This is a genomic window from Rhodococcus sp. ARC_M12 (genome assembly GCF_022810385.1).
Classification (GTDB): Bacteria; Actinomycetota; Actinomycetes; order Mycobacteriales; family Mycobacteriaceae; genus Rhodococcoides; species Rhodococcoides navarretei.
The window spans coordinates 13,544-31,047 of the sequence record NZ_JALGQI010000015.1; the positions used below are offsets into that span (position 1 = coordinate 13,544).

At 66.4% G+C, this 17,504-nt stretch carries 19 protein-coding genes; 9 read left to right on the forward strand and 10 right to left on the reverse strand.

Going from position 1 to position 17,504, the window contains the following annotated elements; translation table 11 throughout:
- The first annotated feature begins 101 nt into the window (after positions 1-101).
- A complete protein-coding gene (locus MTX35_RS18605) occupies positions 102-1,349 on the forward strand; it encodes a geranylgeranyl reductase family protein (RefSeq protein WP_243596384.1) in 1,248 nt (415 codons plus the stop codon).
- Positions 1,350-1,362: 13 nt separating this feature from the next.
- On the opposite strand, the gene MTX35_RS18610 is transcribed toward MTX35_RS18605, so the two are convergent.
- The 4 genes from MTX35_RS18610 to MTX35_RS18625 form a co-directional block, all read right to left on the reverse strand.
- Positions 1,363-2,058, reverse strand: coding sequence for a demethylmenaquinone methyltransferase (locus tag MTX35_RS18610; protein WP_008713811.1), 696 nt, complete (start codon positions 2,056-2,058; stop codon positions 1,363-1,365).
- 14 nt (positions 2,059-2,072) lie between these two features.
- Positions 2,073-3,212: a glycosyltransferase family 1 protein gene (locus tag MTX35_RS18615; protein WP_243596385.1), complete on the reverse strand. Its 1,140-nt coding sequence runs from the start codon at positions 3,210-3,212 to the stop codon at positions 2,073-2,075.
- A gap of 63 nt (positions 3,213-3,275) precedes the next feature.
- On the reverse strand, positions 3,276-3,701 hold the full coding sequence (locus MTX35_RS18620; protein WP_243596386.1) for a glutaredoxin domain-containing protein: 426 nt from the start codon (positions 3,699-3,701) through the stop codon (positions 3,276-3,278).
- Positions 3,694-4,134: a DUF3592 domain-containing protein gene (locus MTX35_RS18625; protein ID WP_243596387.1), complete on the reverse strand. Its 441-nt coding sequence runs from the start codon at positions 4,132-4,134 to the stop codon at positions 3,694-3,696. The genes MTX35_RS18620 and MTX35_RS18625 overlap by 8 nt, the downstream gene beginning before the upstream one ends.
- A gap of 54 nt (positions 4,135-4,188) precedes the next feature.
- Here MTX35_RS18625 and MTX35_RS18630 point away from each other — a divergent pair, with 54 nt between their 5' ends.
- A complete protein-coding gene (locus tag MTX35_RS18630; RefSeq protein WP_243596388.1) occupies positions 4,189-4,692 on the forward strand; it encodes a DUF2505 domain-containing protein in 504 nt (167 codons plus the stop codon).
- Here MTX35_RS18630 and menD read toward each other — a convergent pair.
- Positions 4,689-6,299 (reverse strand): 2-succinyl-5-enolpyruvyl-6-hydroxy-3-cyclohexene-1-carboxylic-acid synthase, encoded by a 1,611-nt coding sequence (gene menD, locus MTX35_RS18635; RefSeq protein WP_243596389.1) that lies wholly within the window; start codon positions 6,297-6,299, stop codon positions 4,689-4,691. The genes MTX35_RS18630 and menD overlap by 4 nt on opposite strands.
- A gap of 62 nt (positions 6,300-6,361) precedes the next feature.
- Between menD and MTX35_RS18640 the strand changes: the two genes are divergently transcribed.
- From MTX35_RS18640 to MTX35_RS18655, 4 genes are all read left to right on the forward strand, one after another.
- The gene (locus MTX35_RS18640) at positions 6,362-6,949 is read left to right on the forward strand and encodes a flavin reductase family protein (protein ID WP_008713801.1); all 588 of its coding nucleotides are present in this window, start codon (positions 6,362-6,364) and stop codon (positions 6,947-6,949) included.
- Entirely contained in the window at positions 6,946-8,010 is a 1,065-nt protein-coding gene (locus MTX35_RS18645) for an AbrB family transcriptional regulator (protein ID WP_008713799.1), read from the forward strand. The genes MTX35_RS18640 and MTX35_RS18645 overlap by 4 nt, the downstream gene beginning before the upstream one ends.
- A 66-nt stretch (positions 8,011-8,076) precedes the next feature.
- Positions 8,077-8,379: a siderophore-interacting protein gene (locus tag MTX35_RS18650; protein WP_243596390.1), complete on the forward strand. Its 303-nt coding sequence runs from the start codon at positions 8,077-8,079 to the stop codon at positions 8,377-8,379.
- 144 nt (positions 8,380-8,523) lie between these two features.
- A complete protein-coding gene (locus MTX35_RS18655) occupies positions 8,524-9,921 on the forward strand; it encodes a DUF2252 domain-containing protein (RefSeq protein ID WP_243596391.1) in 1,398 nt (465 codons plus the stop codon).
- Positions 9,922-9,972: 51 nt separating this feature from the next.
- Here the strand turns inward: MTX35_RS18655 and MTX35_RS18660 are convergent, their stop codons facing one another.
- From MTX35_RS18660 to MTX35_RS18670, 3 genes are read right to left on the reverse strand one after another with little or no spacing between them, the layout of a single operon-like run.
- Positions 9,973-10,416 carry a hypothetical protein gene (locus MTX35_RS18660; protein WP_008713795.1) on the reverse strand — a complete coding sequence of 148 codons (444 nt, stop codon included), beginning with the start codon at positions 10,414-10,416 and terminating at the stop codon, positions 9,973-9,975.
- Positions 10,417-10,468: 52 nt separating this feature from the next.
- Positions 10,469-11,440: an o-succinylbenzoate synthase gene (locus tag MTX35_RS18665; protein ID WP_243596392.1), complete on the reverse strand. Its 972-nt coding sequence runs from the start codon at positions 11,438-11,440 to the stop codon at positions 10,469-10,471.
- Positions 11,437-12,081: a PaaI family thioesterase gene (locus MTX35_RS18670; protein WP_243596393.1), complete on the reverse strand. Its 645-nt coding sequence runs from the start codon at positions 12,079-12,081 to the stop codon at positions 11,437-11,439. Before MTX35_RS18670 ends, MTX35_RS18665 begins: the two co-directional genes overlap by 4 nt.
- Positions 12,082-12,149: 68 nt before the next feature.
- Here MTX35_RS18670 and MTX35_RS18675 point away from each other — a divergent pair, with 68 nt between their 5' ends.
- The 3 genes from MTX35_RS18675 to MTX35_RS18685 all read left to right on the forward strand — a co-directional run bounded on the left by MTX35_RS18675 (position 12,150) and on the right by MTX35_RS18685 (position 14,671).
- Entirely contained in the window at positions 12,150-13,043 is an 894-nt protein-coding gene (locus tag MTX35_RS18675) for a 1,4-dihydroxy-2-naphthoyl-CoA synthase (RefSeq protein ID WP_243596394.1), read from the forward strand.
- A 7-nt stretch (positions 13,044-13,050) separates the two neighbouring features.
- Positions 13,051-14,172 (forward strand): diguanylate cyclase, encoded by a 1,122-nt coding sequence (locus MTX35_RS18680; protein WP_243596395.1) that lies wholly within the window; start codon positions 13,051-13,053, stop codon positions 14,170-14,172.
- Between the two features lie 118 nt (positions 14,173-14,290).
- Positions 14,291-14,671, forward strand: a complete 381-nt coding sequence (locus tag MTX35_RS18685; protein WP_243596396.1) for a VOC family protein — start codon at positions 14,291-14,293, stop codon at positions 14,669-14,671.
- On the opposite strand, the gene MTX35_RS18690 is transcribed toward MTX35_RS18685, so the two are convergent.
- The gene (locus tag MTX35_RS18690; RefSeq protein WP_243596397.1) at positions 14,668-15,951 is read right to left on the reverse strand and encodes an EAL domain-containing protein; all 1,284 of its coding nucleotides are present in this window, start codon (positions 15,949-15,951) and stop codon (positions 14,668-14,670) included. The two genes, MTX35_RS18685 and MTX35_RS18690, sit on opposite strands and share 4 nt — an antisense overlap.
- Before the next feature lie 105 nt (positions 15,952-16,056).
- The gene (locus MTX35_RS18695) at positions 16,057-17,403 is read right to left on the reverse strand and encodes a hypothetical protein (RefSeq protein WP_243596398.1); all 1,347 of its coding nucleotides are present in this window, start codon (positions 17,401-17,403) and stop codon (positions 16,057-16,059) included.
- Positions 17,404-17,504 lie beyond the last annotated feature (101 nt).

Consider the following 17,504-nt stretch of genomic DNA (forward strand, 5'->3'; position numbering starts at 1 on the left):
CGCTGGAAACCGAGAACTCGCATGCCCATCACCACGCGTTCGCACAGCGTCGACCGGAGGCCCTCGATGCACCCGCACTCGAAATCGGGATACTGGAGGACGTGAGCACTCCTCTCCCCGCCCCACCCACCTCGACCGACGTTCTGGTCGTGGGCGCGGGTCCCGCTGGATCGTCCGCTGCGGCATGGGCCGCGCGATCGGGCCGCGACGTCGTCCTGGTGGACGCGGCCGTGTTCCCCCGCGACAAGACGTGCGGCGACGGATTGACGCCACGTGCCGTTGCCGAACTCGACCACCTGGGGCTGGGCGAGTGGGTTCGCGGTAAGGCGCGCAATCGAGGACTGCGACTGAGCGGATTCGGCCAGGAACTGCAGCTCGAATGGCCGAGCAGGTCACTGCCGACCGTCGGAAGCGCCGTTCCCCGAACCGAATTGGACGACAGGATTCGCGTCGCCGCGGTCGAATCCGGGGCCGTCATGGCCGAGGGAGCCAAGGCTGTCGGCGTCACCCGCGACGGAAATTCGGTGCGCTCCGTGACCCTCCAGACCGCCGGTGGAACGCACGAGATCTCCTGCCGCACCCTGATCGTCGCCGACGGTGTTCGCTCCACTCTGGGCAAGCAACTCGGGCGTGAGTGGCATCGCGACACCGCCTTCGGCGTCGCCGCGCGCGCCTACATCACCTCCGGCCGCAGCGACGACGAGTGGATCAGCTCGCACCTCGAATTACGAGACGCCGCAGGCACTCTGCAGCCCGGCTACGGCTGGGTCTTCCCGCTGAACGACGGCACCATCAACATCGGCGTCGGCACCTTGGCCACCGCCAAGAGGCCCGCACCGGGAGCCTTGCGACCACTGCTCGACCTCTACACCCAGCAGCGCCGCGGCGAATGGGACCTCAGCGGAGAACTGCGTGCGGTGGCGTCGGCGTTGCTGCCGATGGGCGGCGCGGTCTCCGGAGTGGCGGGCACCAACTGGGCCATCATCGGCGACGCCGCAGCGTGCGTGAACCCACTCAACGGCGAGGGCATCGACTACGGACTCGAGGGCGGCCGCATGGTCGTCGACCTGCTCGATCACCCCGACCTCACCGAGGCCTGGCCGGCCCTGCTGCGCGAGCACTACGGGCAGGCGTTCTCCATCGCTCGACGCCTCGCCGGACTGCTGACCGTGCCGAGATTCCTGCCCGCGGCGGGGCCGGTGGGTATGCGGTCACGGGCACTGATGAAAGTCGCCGTCCGCTGCATGGGCAACCTGATCACCGAGGCAGACAGCGACCTGGTCGCCCGTACCTGGCGGGCATCGGGATCCGGGTCACTGAAAATCGATTCCCGGCCGCCTTTTTCCTGATAGCCGTCAGGCCTCAGGGTCGAGTGGCCTTGTGCAGAGCCACGATTCCACCGGTGAGGTTGCGCCACTGCACGTCCGTCCAGCCGGCGTCGGCGATGCGCTGTGCCAGTTCTTCCTGCGTGGGCCAGGCACGGATGGACTCGGCGAGGTAGACGTACGCGTCGGGGTTACTGCTCACGGCGCGAGCGACTTTCGGTAGCGCCTTCATCAGGTACTCCATGTACACGGTGCGGAACGGGCCGAACACCGGCGTGGAGAACTCCGAAACAACAAGGCGTCCGCCAGGTTTGGTGACTCGGGCGATCTCGCGCAGCCCGGCGTCGAAATCCGAGACGTTACGGAGGCCGAACGAGATGGTGGCGGCATCGAAGCTGGCGTCGACATAGGGCAGGGCCATCGCGTCACCTGCGACCATCGGAACTCCGCGTTGCAGGCCGGCCTGCAACATTCCCTTGGAGAAGTCGGTGGCCACACACCACGCTCCGCTACGACCGAGTTCGACGGTCGAGACGCCGGTGCCTGCGGCGAGGTCGAGTACGCGCTCGCCGGGTTTGAGATCGAGGGCCCGACGAGTCAGCTTGCGCCAACTCCGGTCCTGCCCGAACGACAGAACCGTATTGGTGATGTCGTACCGCCGCGCGACGCCGTCGAACATCGACGCCACCTCGTGGGGCTCTTTTTCCAGGGTTGCGCGCGATGTCGTGGCCACGTGGACCAGCTTACTCAGGCTGCTCTCTGCACCCGTGGTGCTGTGATGCCTTGCACGTCGTAGTAGTGCGAGATCAGCTCGTCGCAGATGGCCGGCCAGGTGCGGTGCAGTACCGACTTGCGGGCTGCGTCACCGAAGCGGGCGCGGGTGGTGGGTTCGGCGAGAGCTCCGACGGCCATGGGAAGCAGTTCGGTGAACTTGTCCACCGGCAGCAGATAACCGTTGCGGCAGTGCGAGACCAGATCGCGCGGGCCGCCTGCGTCGGGTCCGATGACGGGAACGCCGCTGGCGAGGGCCTCCTGAACTGCCTGGCAGAACGTCTCGTGTTCGCCGGGGTGAACGAAGATGTCGAAGCTGGCGTACGCCTGCGCGAGCTCGTCGCCGCCGAGTTGGCCGGTGAAGACGGCGTTCGGCATCAACGCCTGCAGTGCTGCCGTATCGGGTCCGCCGCCGACGATCACCAGCTGGATCGACGGATCTGCGGCCAGCACGGCGAGCCGCTCGACGTGCTTCTCCGGGGCAAGCCTTCCGACGAATCCGACGATCAGCTTCTCGCCGGCTCCCCATCGGCCGCGAAGGGTGGCCGACGCGGCCGAGGGCGCGAACCGAACGGCGTCCACTCCCCTGGCCCAGCGGTGCACGCGGGGAATCCCGTGCAATTCCAACGCGTCGACGGCCGAGGTGGACGGGGCCAGGGTGCGGGCCGCGCCGCGGTGCAGCCTCCTGGTCCACCGCCAGGCCGCCTTCGAGGTGAGACCGAGGCCGTAACTGGCGGCGAAACCGGCGACATCGGTCTGATAGACGGCGACGGCGGGCACGTCGATCCGATTGGCCGCGGCAAGGCCGCCCGCCCCGAGCAGGAACGGGGACGCCAGATGCACGACGTCGGGGGCGAAGGCGCGCATCGCCGACACCATGCCGAGACCGGGGACGCCGACGGGCAGTGAACTGACCTTGGGGACCATGATCGACGGCACCCGGTGCACCGGAACGTTGTCGTGCCACGTCGCGGCTCTGGGGCCCGACGGATTGTCCGGGGCGATCACGATGGCGTCGTGCCCGGTCCTGTCCAGATGTTCGAGGACACGGATCACCGAGTGGGTGACGCCGTTCATGCTGGGCAAGAACGATTCCGCAACGATGGCTACTCGCACGATCCTCAGTGTGGGCGGCCCTGCAGTCGGTCAGGTATGGACAACGTTACGTGTGGGCCAACGTCACACGAATTGCGCGAGCACCCACGACGGATTCGGATTGGTGCGGTGTTCGGAGCCGACGAACACCGTCGGAACCGTCTCGTTGCCGTCGTTGACCGATCGCACTCTGGTCGCCGCAGCGGGATCCTTGCGGATGCTCGTCCACACTGCATTCTTTCCGCGCACCAGCAGCGCCACCCGCAGACGGAGGCAGAAGATGCATCCCGGACGCCAGTAGATCAGCGGCACCGACTTCTCGATCGCCCGCGCTCGTGAGGCGTCGTCGGACAGGGAACGCGGATACAGCACCGGAGTGGTCAGGACGAGCAGGAACACCACCACGAGCACCATCACCACGACCGAGGACGCGATGTTGCCGAAGTTCACCAACGCGAACCCGGCCACTGCGGCGAGAGCGGCGATGCCCCATTGCTTGGCATTACGCACTCCGGGCCTCCTTTCGACGCAACCAGTACAACACGGGGCCTGCGATCAACCACGTGACGACGATGACCGATCCGGCCGGAACGATCGCGACCGCGGCATCACGACCGGCGACTCGAACCAGTTCGACGTCCGGGTCCGCTTTGTAGTACTCGACTTCGATGCGCTGACCCGCGATGAGATTGGTGGGATACAGGACACCGAGCGCCGGGTTGTGCGTCACGCCGTCCGGGGTGATGAAGCTGACGGCCGAACGCAATTTGCCCGCCGAGAGCACCTCGGCCGTGGCGGTGCCCTTGTCGGAGTCGATGGTGACGTCGTTTCGCCAGGCACCCACGACGAGAAGTACGGCCAGGACCGAGATCGCGATGGCCACCACGAGCACGACCAGCCGGGTTCTGTGCAGGGTTCGGCTGCCGCGGGCGGTGTCGGTCACCTCGACAGGTTACTTCGCAGCCGATCCGACTCGGCTCGGGTAGCGTCTGCTGTCATGTCTCGCAGCTTCGAACACACACTCCGCGCGTCCAATCCGCCTTCTGAAGTGCACGCAGCATTGACCAGTGAGGACCAGTGGATGGCACGCTTCGCCAAAGCGAAGAAGACGGACGGGTACGAGCTGACCAAGCACGCCGACGGCGGCCTGACGGTCGACATCTCCGAAGAGGTCGGCACCAACGAGCTCCCCGGATTCGTCACCAAGGTCATCAAAGGCAAGCTGATCGTCTCCCGCACCGATTACTGGGGCCCGCTCGAGGGCGACCACGCCGAAGGAACGCTGACCGGTAGCACCACCGGCCTACCGGCCAAGATCACCGGCACGTTGTCACTACAGCCCGACGGCACCGGCGCGAAGTTGCTCATCAAGGGTGAATCGACGGTCAAGATCCCACTCGTCGGCGGCAAGATCGAGGACCTGATCAACAAGATGATCAAGGACATGATCGATCAGGAAACCGGCGAAACCCTGGAATGGGTTGCCGCGCAGAAGAGTTAGAGACGGGCCCGGATCGCGGCATGTAGGTCGCGCAGGCCGGACCGTTCCGTGGTCACTTCCAGGACTCTGATTCCGGTGGCATGGCCGGTGAGTTCGGTTGCCAGATCGGCCAAGTCGACCAGTCGATGCTCGACGCGATAGGCCCCGCACAACGCCCCGAGATCCATCCCGTGGGGTGTACCGAATACTCGCTCGAACACTCCCGCGTACTGCGGGTCGCCCTGTTCGAGGAGCTCGAAGATGCCGCCACCGTCGTCGTTGGCGACCACGATCGTCAGGTCGTCGGGGCGCGGCTCGCCGGTGCCGATGAGCAGGCCGGCCGCGTCGTGCAGGAACGTCAGATCCCCCAGAAGCGCTATGGTGCGGCGCTTTCCGGCCATCGCAGCACCGATGGCCGTCGAGACGGTGCCGTCGATGCCGGCCACGCCGCGATTGGACAGAACCTTCACACCCGGGATCGGAGTCGAGACCAGGGCCGCGTCGCGCACGGGGTTGGAGGCTCCGAGCACAAGTTGATCTCCGGGCTGCAGCGCGGACATCACCGCGTCGGCAACGTGCAGCCCTGTCGGCTTGGGATGCTCGCGAAGTTGTTGGTGCACAGCCATTTCGGCGCGTTCCGATACGGTGGCACAGCGTGCGATCCACGCGGGATCGGGTGCGCCGGTGGTCACGGCGCGAGTGCCGGTCGCCAGGACGTTGCCCGAGACGTCGGGCCAACGCGGGCCGGTGGTGAGCGCGATGACATCCACCGCCGGATCCGCGAGCAGCGCCGAGACCTGACGATGCAACGTCGGCCGCCCGGTGATGACGGCCTGACGCGGCTTCAACTGCGCAAGAGCCAAGGGATGCAATGCAATTCCGTGCAGAGGTGCCGTCGGCTCGGCGACGGTGGGCAGTCCCGCCAGCTCGGGACGCACAGCGCCGCCATGGCCGGAGACGACCACGGTGTCGATCGTCAGATCCAGTTCCACGGGGACGTCGAGGGTCGCCTGGGTGGTCGAGGTCCACGGCAATCCATCGGGCCGACCCTCCGGACGCGCGCCGGGGTCGCCGATCGCGGGCACCAACGGTTCCCGCAGCGGAATGTCGAAGTGCACCGGCCCGGCGTTGCCGGATCGGGCACCGCGCGCTGCGGCGATGACCCGCGAGACCGCGCTGCGCCACTGACTGTTCTGCTTCGGTCCTTCTTCGGCGAGCCCGAGGCTGATTGTCGCGCGGACCTGCGACCCGAAGAGGCCCAACTGCTCGATGGTCTGGTTGGCACCGGTGCCGAGCATCTCGTAGGGCCGGTTGGCACTGATGACGATCAGCGGGATGCGGGCGTAATTCGCTTCGAGGACCGCGGGCCCGAGGTTCGCCACTGCAGTACCCGAGGTCATCACCACCGGAACGGGCTGGCCGCTGCCCAGGCTCAGGCCGATTGCCAGAAAGCCGGCGGTCCGCTCGTCGATCCGCATGTGCAGCCGCAGGCGCCCGGCCACATCGGCTTCCTGCAACGCGAAGGCCAACGGGGCGTTGCGCGAGCCGGGGCAGAGCACGACGTCTTCGATCCCGCTGCGCGCCAGTTCGTCGACGACTGCGGTGGCCTGGGCGGTGGACGGATTCACAGATTCCAGAGTGTCAGATGCTCCGGTCGGCCGCCGCAACCGGGCTTTGACAGTATTGAGGTGTGCGTACAGTCTTCCGACCCGATGAGGTCACCCCACGTCGCTTCTACCAGCTGCTGACCGCGTCGGTCGTACCCAGGCCCATCGCGTGGGTCTCCACGGTCTCTGCCGACGGTGTGGCGAACCTCGCGCCCTACAGCTTCTTCACGGTGTCCTCCGTGGAGCCGCCGGTCGTGCAGTTCACGTCGGTGACCCGCAAGGACAGTCTGCGCAACATCGAGGCCACCGGCGAGTTCGTCGTCAACCTGGCCACTGCACCGTTGGTCGATCAGGTCAACGGCAGCTCCGCGAGCTTCGACCACGGGGTCAGCGAGTTCGAGGCCGTCGGCATCGAGAGCGAACCCAGTTCGATCGTGACGCCGCCGCGGGTAGCCGCTGCCCCGATCGCCATCGAAGCCACGCTGCACCGCGTCGTCGAAGTGGGTAACTGCTTTGTCGTCATGGGCAGCGTCGTCGCGGTGTCGGTTCGACCCGAATTTCTCGCCGAGGACGGCCTGCCCGAGTTCGAGACCATCGCACCGCTCAGTCGACTCGGCCGTACCGAGTGGGGACTGCCGCCCGAGGTTCGCGAGATCGAGCGACCTTCTTGATTCGCTGGCTGCTGCTGGTTCTCGTCACGGTCGCACTGACCGTCGGGGCCGATGCACTCGGTGTGCCGTCGGCTGCGTTGTTCGTCGCACTTCTGGTGGCGATCGTGTTCGCGCTCGCCGGGTGGGCTCCGACGACCGGAACCGAAAGAGCACCGCTGCCACGCCGACTCGGCATGGCGGCGCAGGCGATACTCGGCGTCGAGATCGGGACGCTGGTGCAGCGCGAGACCCTGAGCTCACTCGGCGATACCTGGCTGCCGGTACTACTGGCGTGCATCGGAACCCTGCTGCTGTCGATCGCGGCCGGCGCGCTGCTCGGGCTACGCAAAGACATCGATTCACTGACCGGCTCCCTCGCCCTCGTGGCAGGCGGAGCGTCGGGACTGGTGGCGATCACGCAGGAGCTCGGCGGCGACGAACGCGTGGTGGCGGTGGTGCAGTACCTCCGCGTCGTGCTGGTGACCACCACGTTGCCACTGGTTGCGACCCTGGTGTTCCAAGCGCAGCCCGGACAATCGCCGGTCACCGCCGATGTGCACGAGGCGCTCTGGATAGATCTCGCCTTCGTCCTGATCTGCGGCGTCATCGGGGTGATGCTGGCGAAGGTGATCCGACTGCCCGCCCCCGCCCTGCTCGGCCCGCTGATCATTGCCACGCTCGCCGACGTGCTCGGGTGGTCGTTCGACGCGTCCGTACCGACCCTGCTGCTGTGGGCGGCCTACATCGTCATCGGCTGGCAGGCCGGTCTGCGCTTCACCGTCGCCAGTTTGAAGTCGATCTCGCGCGTGCTGCCTGCGTCACTGATGTTGATCGTCGCCGTCACGGTCGGCTGCGCGATGCTCGGATTGTGGTTGGCGTCCGCGACGGGGACGAGCGGCTACGAGGGGTACCTCGCGACCACTCCCGGCGGGGTCTACGCGGTGTTGGCCATCGCGGCGTCGACCGGGGCGAACGTCACCTTCGTTGTGGCCGCCCAGGTGATCCGCGTGTTCATGATGTTGTTCGCAGTACCCGTTGGAGCCAAGCTGGTCCAGCGCTATCGACGCGGTAGGTCCGAGTGAGAAAACGACACGACCCCACAGCTACTTGGAGGACAAGGCACGTACGGGGACGGCCCGGAGCTGGATGTGGACTTCGTCGTGCATGGGAGTGGAGCCGGCGGAGCGCCTGGTCACAGTGGTCCGGCGTCGGCGTGGGCTGCTCGGGCGGTTCCAGGCGACCGCGTCGCAATCTTCGACGAAGGACGCATCTACACGTTCGACGGACGATCTAGCTGGCAGTTGCTGGTCGGCGACGAGAGCGCGGCCCCGGCCATACTCGGCATTCTGCGGTCGTCACCGGAGGACGTTCGAGTCAGGGCCTTCATCGAAGTCCCGACCGAGGCCGACATCCAGAAGCAGAACATGCACGCAGGCGTCGAGCCGAACTAGATTGTGCGGCCAATCAGGGACTGGCGACGGGCCTGCGTGGATACCTGGTGAACGAGCGTTCGGTACCCAAGTCGCAGATCTGCTTCACCGGATACTGGAAGTTCGGTAAAGCCGCCCCGTAACGCTCGATTAGTGTCATCTCACATGCCCGGCTTCGGAAAAGGTCACACGGTCGTCACCGACTCGGTCGAGGTCGACGGGGCGGCATTCGCCTCCCTGCGCGCCCGCCCTCTCCCCCGCGCCGAACGCTACGAACTGGGTCGACGCCTGCGCGACAAGGTCCCGCTCGCCTCACTGGGCGAGTGGACGCCGCCGCCGGACCGGCCCGACCCGGTCAAGCAGATCGAGTACTCGCACCAGGGCCGCATCGAATGGCTGATTCCGACGCGCCTCGAGCGCATGATCGAGTCCCCGTACGGATTCCTGCGCGGCACCGCCATCGTCATGGCTCGGGATGTGGCGATGCTGCCGTCGACCGGTATCAATCCGGTGATCAGCGGCGACGCCCACCTGGGCAATTTCGGGTTCTACGCCTCCCCCGAACGCGACCTCGTCATCGACCTGAACGACTTCGACGAGGCACACCCGGGGGCCTGGGAATGGGATCTCCGACGCCTCGCCGCGAGCATCTGGGTGGCGGGGCGGCAGAACGGCCGCAGCGAGGATCAGTGTCGCGATGCCGTCACGGCCTGTGTGTCCGCCTATCGCATCGAGGTGGCCAGACTTGCCGACGAGCCGCTGATGTCCCGGTCGTTCCAGCGACTGACGGCCGAGAAGCTGCAGCGTGACGCCACCGAGGGCTCGCTGCGCAAGGAAATCAAACGCGCCACCAGGAAGGCGCGTCGACGCACCAGTGACCGCGTTCTTCCGCGATTCACCGAGAAGCACGAGGGCAAGCGCAGAATCGTCGAGGAACCGCCGATCACCACGCGTATCTCGGCCGAGGACGAGGACCTTCTCGCCGTCGGACTGGACGAGTACCTGCTCACCCTCACTCCACACTGGCGTCGAGTGCTCGGCGGCTACACCCTGATCGACGTGGCACACCGTGTCGTCGGGGTCGGCAGTGTCGGGCTTCGGGCGTACGTGGCACTACTCGAGGGCACCAGCGAGGACGATGTGGTGTTTCTGCAGCTCAAGCAGGCCAGACGATCGGTACTCGCGCCGTACGTGCACGGCGAATCCGCGTGGCACGACCATCAGGGACAACGCGTCGTCGAGTATCAGCAGGATCTGCAAACCGTGAGCGATCCGCTGCTGGGCTGGACCACCATCGACGGACGGCAGTACTACGTGCGCCAGTTCCGCAACATGAAGGGGACGATCGACCTCTCGTCGATCAATGCGGCGGCTCTGGTGGACTACGCACGCGTGGTGGGCCGACTCCTGGCCAAGGGACACGCGCGAACGAGTGGCGCGTCGATGATCTCGGGATACACCGGCGATTCCGACGCCCTCGAGGTGGCGTTGTGCCGCTTCGCGCAGCTGTACGCGGATCAGACGGAAGCCGACTGGGAGCGATTGAGCGCTACGCGCATGTGAGCGGAAATTCGTAGCAGGCTACGAACTTCCGCGCACATGCGGCGAAGCCGCTCAGGCGTGCTTGGCGACCAGATCGCCGACGCGCGGCAGTGCCTCGGTGACGTTCTTCTTCGCCGAACCACGCAGGCTGCCGTAGAACTTCTTGACGACGGACTTGTCGGTCTCCTCGATGCGAGCATCGGTGACCGAGAGCAACGCGTCGGACGCGGCGTCACCGTTGGCGACGAGGTAGTCACCGAACGTGCCCTGAGGAGCAGCGTTGTACGACTGCCAGAACGGGTCGAGCTTGTCGACGAAATCGGGCCACAGAGCCGAGACCGCATTGTCGATGTACGACGGTCCGACCTTCTTCACCGCGCCGTATCCCCCCTTGACCGCGAGTCCGCTCGCGCCCTTCTTGTCCGCGACCTCGGCGTCGATCAGAGCCAGAACATCGACGCGCAGAGCGTCGGCCTTCGACTCGTCGAGTAGCGAATCCTTGAGTGCAGCAACCACTTCGAGTTTCCTCCCAGATATGTCAGCGGCCCCACGCGGACCGGGCGCAAGACTACCGCAGAAGGGCGTGGCAACGCCGAACTCGTTCGATCCACCACTGTGTGCGATCGGCGTCGGCATCGAGCTCGATCAGCGCTTGCGCATCGGGTTCGAGGATGTCGACCGGGTACGTTCCGTCGATCACCTCGGGCGAGGGTGCGACGTCTCGAACGAACAGTGCGCCCGTTCCGAGACCGCAGGCGAATTCGAGATGCGGCAGCGCAGCAGCTGCGGCCAGCCCCGACGAGATGCCGACCGCCGAGTCCAGAGCACTCGACACCACCACCGGAACGCCGTACTCGCCCAGCTCGCCTGCCAGCTCGAGTACCGCCCGCATCCCGCCGAGCGGGGCAACCTTGAGCACCGCGATATCCGCTCCGCCGGCCCGGACGACCTTCATCGGATCCTCGGCCCGGCGAATGCTCTCGTCGGCAGCGATCCGCACCCCGGGCACCCGACGCCGAACTTCCACCAACTCCGGCACCGAGGCGCACGGCTGCTCCGCGTACTCGAGGGGGCCGTCGGCAGTCAGGGCCGCCAGCGCCGCCACCGCCTCGTCGACGCTCCAGCCGCCGTTGGCGTCTATTCGGACCCGCGGCACCAGCTCGCGAACCGCGCGGACGCGAGCGACGTCGTCGGCCAGGCTCTGCCCCTTCTCTGCCACCTTCACCTTGGCGGTTTCGGCACCGGGAGACCGGCTCAACACCGATGCCACCTCCGAGGCGGCCACGGCGGGAACGGTCGCGTTCACCGGGATGCGTCGACGCTGCGGACTGGGCGGGCCGTCCCACGCGGCCTCGATCGCCGACGCCAGCCACGGGGCCGACTCGACGTCGTCGTACTCGGGAAACGGTGAGAACTCACCCCATCCGGCCGGTCCGCGAACGAGCATCACCTCACGGGTGGTGATCCCGCGAAACCTGGTCCGCATCGGCAACGAGAGCACATGCGCACCGTCCAGGATGTCGTCGATCGCGGGGATCATTGTTGCCCCGGGAGCAGCTGCACCATCAACGCCTCGCAGTCGGCCAACAGGTTGCCGTCCAGATCCGTGAGCCGAGCGTTGATGAACGTCTTGCGTCCCTCGACCCGATCCACCGCGCCCTCGACGATCAGCTCGGTGTTCAGCGGCGTCACCTTGCGGTAGTTGATGTGCAGGTATGCCGTCCGGCTGATGGGCCTGCCGTACGCGTGCTGGACCAGGCCGAAGAGGTCGTCGAACAGCAGCGGCAGCGTGCCGCCGTGTGCGGCGGAGTTTCCACCGAGGTGAAAGCGGCGGAACACGCCTCTGCTTCGCACGCCCTCGGCGTCGATCTTCTCGATGACCCACGGCAGCAACAACAGTGAACCCCGACCGGGTAGCCGCGGAAGTCGTCCGGCGGTCTGCTTCCCCTCCGCGACCACGTGCGGCTCCAACAACTCGATCAATTCCCGAGTCTTGCTCACGGCTGCCTCGGTGACGTCGGCGGGCAACGAGGTCGACACGGCGAGATCCTGCACGGTGCGCAATGCCTCGAGCAACTGTCCGTACTCCGGCCCCACCTTCGCCGGCACGAAACGCGGGAAGCCGCCGTGGTGGTCGTAATCGGGGTCGGATTCGCGGTCGAGCTGCATCGGATCGGTCATGACCTGCACGCTAGCCGTACCGACCGGCCGCCACTGATCCAGCCCTCGCCACCGTTAAGGTGGCGTACGTGACCTTCACTCCTGCACTGTGGCGTCCCGTTCCCGGCTTCGAGGATCTGACCGACATCACCTATCACCGTCACGTGTCCGACGCGACCGTGCGAGTTGCGTTCGATCGTCCCGAGATTCGCAATGCTTTTCGGCCGCACACCGTCGACGAGCTCTACCGCGCCCTCGAGCACGCGCGGGTGAGCTCCGACGTGGGCACGGTGCTGCTCACCGGAAACGGACCGAGCAGCAAGGACGGCGGCTGGGCCTTCTGCTCCGGCGGCGATCAGCGCATTCGCGGACGAAGCGGCTACCAGTACGCAGAGGGTGAAACGGCCGACACCGTCGACAAGGCCCGCGCAGGCCGCCTGCACATCCTCGAGGTGCAACGACTCATTCGGTTCATGCCGAAGGTCGTCATCTGCCTCGTCAACGGCTGGGCAGCGGGCGGCGGCCACAGCCTGCACGTGGTGTGCGATCTGACGCTCGCCAGTCGCGAGCACGCGCGGTTCAAGCAGACCGATGCAGACGTCGGCAGCTTCGACGGTGGATACGGCAGTGCGTATCTGGCGAAGATGGTCGGTCAGAAGTTCGCCCGCGAGATATTCTTCCTCGGCGAGACCTACTCTGCCGAGGAGATGCACCGCATGGGCGCAGTGAACAAGGTGGTCGATCACGCGGAGCTGGAGAACACGGCCATCGAGTGGGCTGCGAAGATCAACGCGAAATCGCCTCAGGCACAACGCATGCTGAAGTACGCGTTCAACTTACAGGACGACGGCCTGGTGGGCCAGCAACTGTTCGCCGGTGAGGCAACGCGTCTGGCCTACATGACCGACGAGGCAGTGGAGGGGCGCGACTCCTTCCTGGAAAAGCGCGAGCCCGACTGGTCACCGTTCCCCCGATACTTCTGATCCACTGGTGAATTCGACGTCGCATCGCACCGGCGGTTCCGCGGGTGCGATGCGGGCCTGGTTCACCGAGCCCTTCGACTACCGCTGGATGGCGGACTTCCTGAACTCCCGTCCCGCCGGAAAGCTCATCCGGTGGGTCATGGCCTGCCTGACGCTCAATTACGGCGTGCTGGCTGTGGTGTCGCTGTTCTCTGCGGATGCCTCACGCAGTCCGGTCGCTGTCGCCTGGAAAGCCTGCCTGGTCGTCTCGGTCGTGGCCGTCAGCGCGGCATGGATCACGAGACCGTTTCCCGGCCGCCTCGGTGTGGTGGCATTCGCCGTCTTCGCAGACCTGGGCACGGCATCGTCTCTGCTGATCAACCCGCTCGTCGACGCACTCCTGACGTGCGCGCTGTTTGCCATGATCGGGACGTTCTGCACGTTCTGCGTCAGTCCGCGCTGGCTGGTGGCGCACCTGATGTTCGCGGTGGCCTGCACTGTCGTTGCCGCGGCGGCCACGTACTCCAGCGGCGGGGTGGACACCGCATCGGTGATCTTCCGGACGAACGTCGTGCTGCTCGCGATCGCCGGAGTTCCACTCGTCTCGCACCTGCTGATCACCCTGCTGACCGACGATGCCCGCAGCTCCTTCCTCGATCCACTCACCGGCCTGCTCAATCGGCGCGGTCTCGACGCGGCCATCGGCGACGTGTGGCCTCGGGGACGAGAGAAGGATCGATGCTCGGCGGCGGTCATGATCGACATCGATCGCTTCAAATCGGTCAACGATCTCTACGGGCACGAGGAAGGCGACGCGGTGATCCGACGTGTCGCCGACCGTCTTCGCACGCACATGGGCCAGTACGGGGTGATCGGCCGCACCGGCGGAGAAGAGTATGTAGCCGTGGTGTCCACCTCACGACTGCACATCGATGCGCTGGTGCACGGGGTACGACGAGCGTTGCGTGATCCCGAGGACACCGTCGCGGTGACGGTCAGTGTGGGAGCTGCGATCGTGCTCGCGGATTCACCGGCGTGGGCCGAGAACACCGACATCGACCTCGTCACGCGAGCAACGCGAGTGGCGGACTCGATGATGTACGAGGCGAAGGCCGCGGGCGGTAACCGAATCGCGACGACCGAACTGTGAGAGGCGCAGGAGTGGAGCCTGCGAAACGACCGGGTGGCAGGAGTGGAGCCTGCGAAACGACCCTTCGGCAGCGTGGAGCCTGCGGAACGACCCTTCGGCAGCGTGGTATCCATGCGGGGTGGACATCCTTGCTTCCAGGACGATTCTCCGCCCGGCCGACTACGAGAAGACTCTTGCGTTCTATCGTGACGGTCTCTCGCTCGCGGTGTGCCGGGAGTATCCCGGCGGCACGGTGTTCTTCGCGGGCCAGGGTCTGCTGGAGGTCGCGGCGCACCATCGCGGCGACGGGCCGGGTTCGTTCTCCGGTGCACTGTGGTTGCAGGTGCGCGACATCGATTCTGCTACCGAGGAATTGACGGCCGCCGGCATCGGAATCGTGCGCGAGGCCAGGACGGAGCCGTGGGGTCTGATCGAGATGTGGATCGAGGATCCGGATTCGATTCCCATCGTGCTGGTGCAGATCCCGCAGGATCATCCGCTGCGACGGGACAACCGCTAGCTGTCCTTCGAGCTGTCGGCGATCGTGCGTAGCACCGCTGTCGCCGACTGAGGACGCGACCACAGGTAGCCCTGTGCAAGGGTGCAGCCCAGCTCGAGCGCAGCGTCGGCTTGTTCGCGGTTCTCGATGCCTTCGACGATCATCGTCAGATCGAGGTCCTTCGCCACTCCGGCCAACGACCTGATCATCGCTCGTCCGGCGACGGTGTCGATGAACCGGGTCAGATGCCCGTCGATCTTGATGCCGTCGGGCTGCAGTGTCACCAGTCGTTCGAGTGAGGACCAGCCCGAACCGAAGTCGTCCAGCAAGACCCGAAAGCCCAGCCGGTGCACGTCGTCGATGTGCCGACGCAGCAGCGGACCCGGCGTCACAGCAGTGGTTTCGGTGAGCTCCAGCGAGATCGACGACGGCGACACCCCGGAGGACGCGATGGCACGCTGGAGCTGACTGACGCCGTCGGGATGCGCGAGGTGGCGTCCCGAAATGTTGACGGTCAGCCGCAGCTCCGGACGATGGATGTGCCACTTTTTCATTTCGGCCGCGGCCTGCGTGAGCACACTGAGGTCGACGTCGATGATCAGTTCGCTGGCTTCGGCGAACGGGACGAAGTCCGCCGGCACCACCATCCCGCGGGTGGGGTGGTGCCAACGCGCCAGTGCCTCGAAGCCGACGATCTCCTCGGTCCGCAGATCCACGATGGACTGGAACCAGGGCACGATGTGACCGTCGGCGATGGAGTCGGCGATGTCGTTGTCGCTGCCCAGCCTGGTGACGCCAGATCCGACGCGGCGATGCAGGTCGAGTTGCTCCTCGAGAACGGACGCGAACTGTTCGAGTTCCTGCATCTGCTCGCCCGAGAGTGGGCGGGGCGTGCGATCGAGTAGGCACAGGGTGCCGATGACCAGCCCCTCTCGCCCGCGCAGAGGAACCGACGCGTACGACGCGATGCCGTTGTCGTCGAGCATGGCACGCTGCCGAGTGGTGGCGCGGATGCGGCCGTGCGCCACGACCGCGGGCTCACCGGAGCGCACCACGTCGTCGCACAGGGTGTCGGCTCGCACGACGGTGGACACCGGCGGCCCACCGACGTTGACCAGCGTGTACTGGGTGTCCTCGTCGAGCACGTTGAGTTGGGCGATGGCGAATCCGACGCTGCGGGCGGCGAATTCGACCGTGGAGCGCAGGGCAGGCGTGGTCGCCTCGACATCGAGGTATCGACGAGCGGAGTCACTCTGACGGCGAGACTGGGAGCGCGCGGTGTCCACGACCTCACCGTCCACCTGTATCTCCTCGCCACGAACGGCCGGGCCCGTACTGGAACCGGTTCCAGGTGAGCTTAACCGTGCCGGATCCTCGGTTTCGACCGATAGCACGTCTCGGCGCGGTCATACCGACGGATAGCGAGTGTGCAGAAGCCGATGCCGCAGCACCGCAGCGGCGAGCCGCTTGCCCTCCTCTGTCGCAACGGCACCGGACACCTCCGTCGCCGACGCGCGGTTCGGTTCCGACTCGAACGCTCCGAGCGCGCTCAGCTCGGCCACCAGCGTCCGGGCCAACGGCTCGGCGTGCTCGGGCGCAGGCTCCTCTCCGGCATGGGTCCATCCTTCGGCCCGCAGCAGCCGCGCCAGGTCGTCGGCCGTCGATTCCACGTCGGCAACATCGTGACCGACGATCATGCGGGCCAGAACCACCTCCGCCGCAATCGTGTCGGGGTGATATTCGGTCCCGACGATGCTTCCGGTGAGCACTCGCCAGAGCCCGTCGGAGCTGAGTTGCCGAGTTCGGGTGGTCGGCACCAACCGCCCGGCGGAACGGCGCAGCAGACGCACTCTCATCAGGAGGCGTCGGACAGTCAGTATCTTCTCGGTGTCGAGTTCGCGACCGACATACGAGGGACGCTCGGCCGGGGGAAAGACCGTGTTGGCGATACTCGCCACCAGCTCGTCCGGTAGGTACCCGGCATCGGTCAACGTGACACCGTCCCCGATGCATCCGATGAAGCTCTCGAGTCTGCGCACGCAGCCGTACACAGGATTCACGGCCTCGTGCAACGCCTCGCGTAGCCCCAGGTAAAGCTCGGCCCGCGGACTGCTGTAGCCGCTCCACAATTCGATGCGGTGGTCGAGAAGCTGCTCGAGCAGCACTGCTTCCGAGTCGTCCCTGCCTCGATCGGATGTCAGTACCGCGTCGGTGACGCCACGTCGACGCATGGCCTGCGCGTTGACACCGAGCGGGCGACCACCGGGCTTCGACGGCTCGAACTCGCCGGCGATGGTCGCCACTTCCAGTGTCTCGCCGATCTTTTCGACGATGGCGCGCTCGACCCCGGTCGGGGCGTCCTGCCAGGTGACGAGCTCGGTGTCGACGGCACCGATGCCCGATTCTTCGGTAGCGGCGCGATAGTGCTGCAGCCACGCGGCGTCGTCCGGTATCCGTAGAAGTTCCGCGGTGACGGCGCTTCGAGCGATCTCCGCGTATCCGACGCGTCCGAGCCGTTCGAGTAGTTCGCCGAGTGCACGGGCGATGTCGACCGCGCGATCGGGCCCCTCGGCGACGTGGCGCAGATGTACCCAGAGGTAGGTCTGCACAGAATGTTGGGTCGGGCCCGCGGGCGGAGACACCTCGACCAGACCGTCCCACCCCAGACGCGCGTCGGCGGCGAGCGCGGGATCGACGGAATCGAAGTACGACAGAGCTGCCCACACCGCGTCGTCCATTCCCGATCCCTTCACGATGTTCCACTGTTCCACAGTGACTCGATGTCGGGTGACGACCGCGGGCGCAGTAGGTCCACCGGTCCGCGATCTAGCCCGGGGACTAGCCTCGAGTCCGT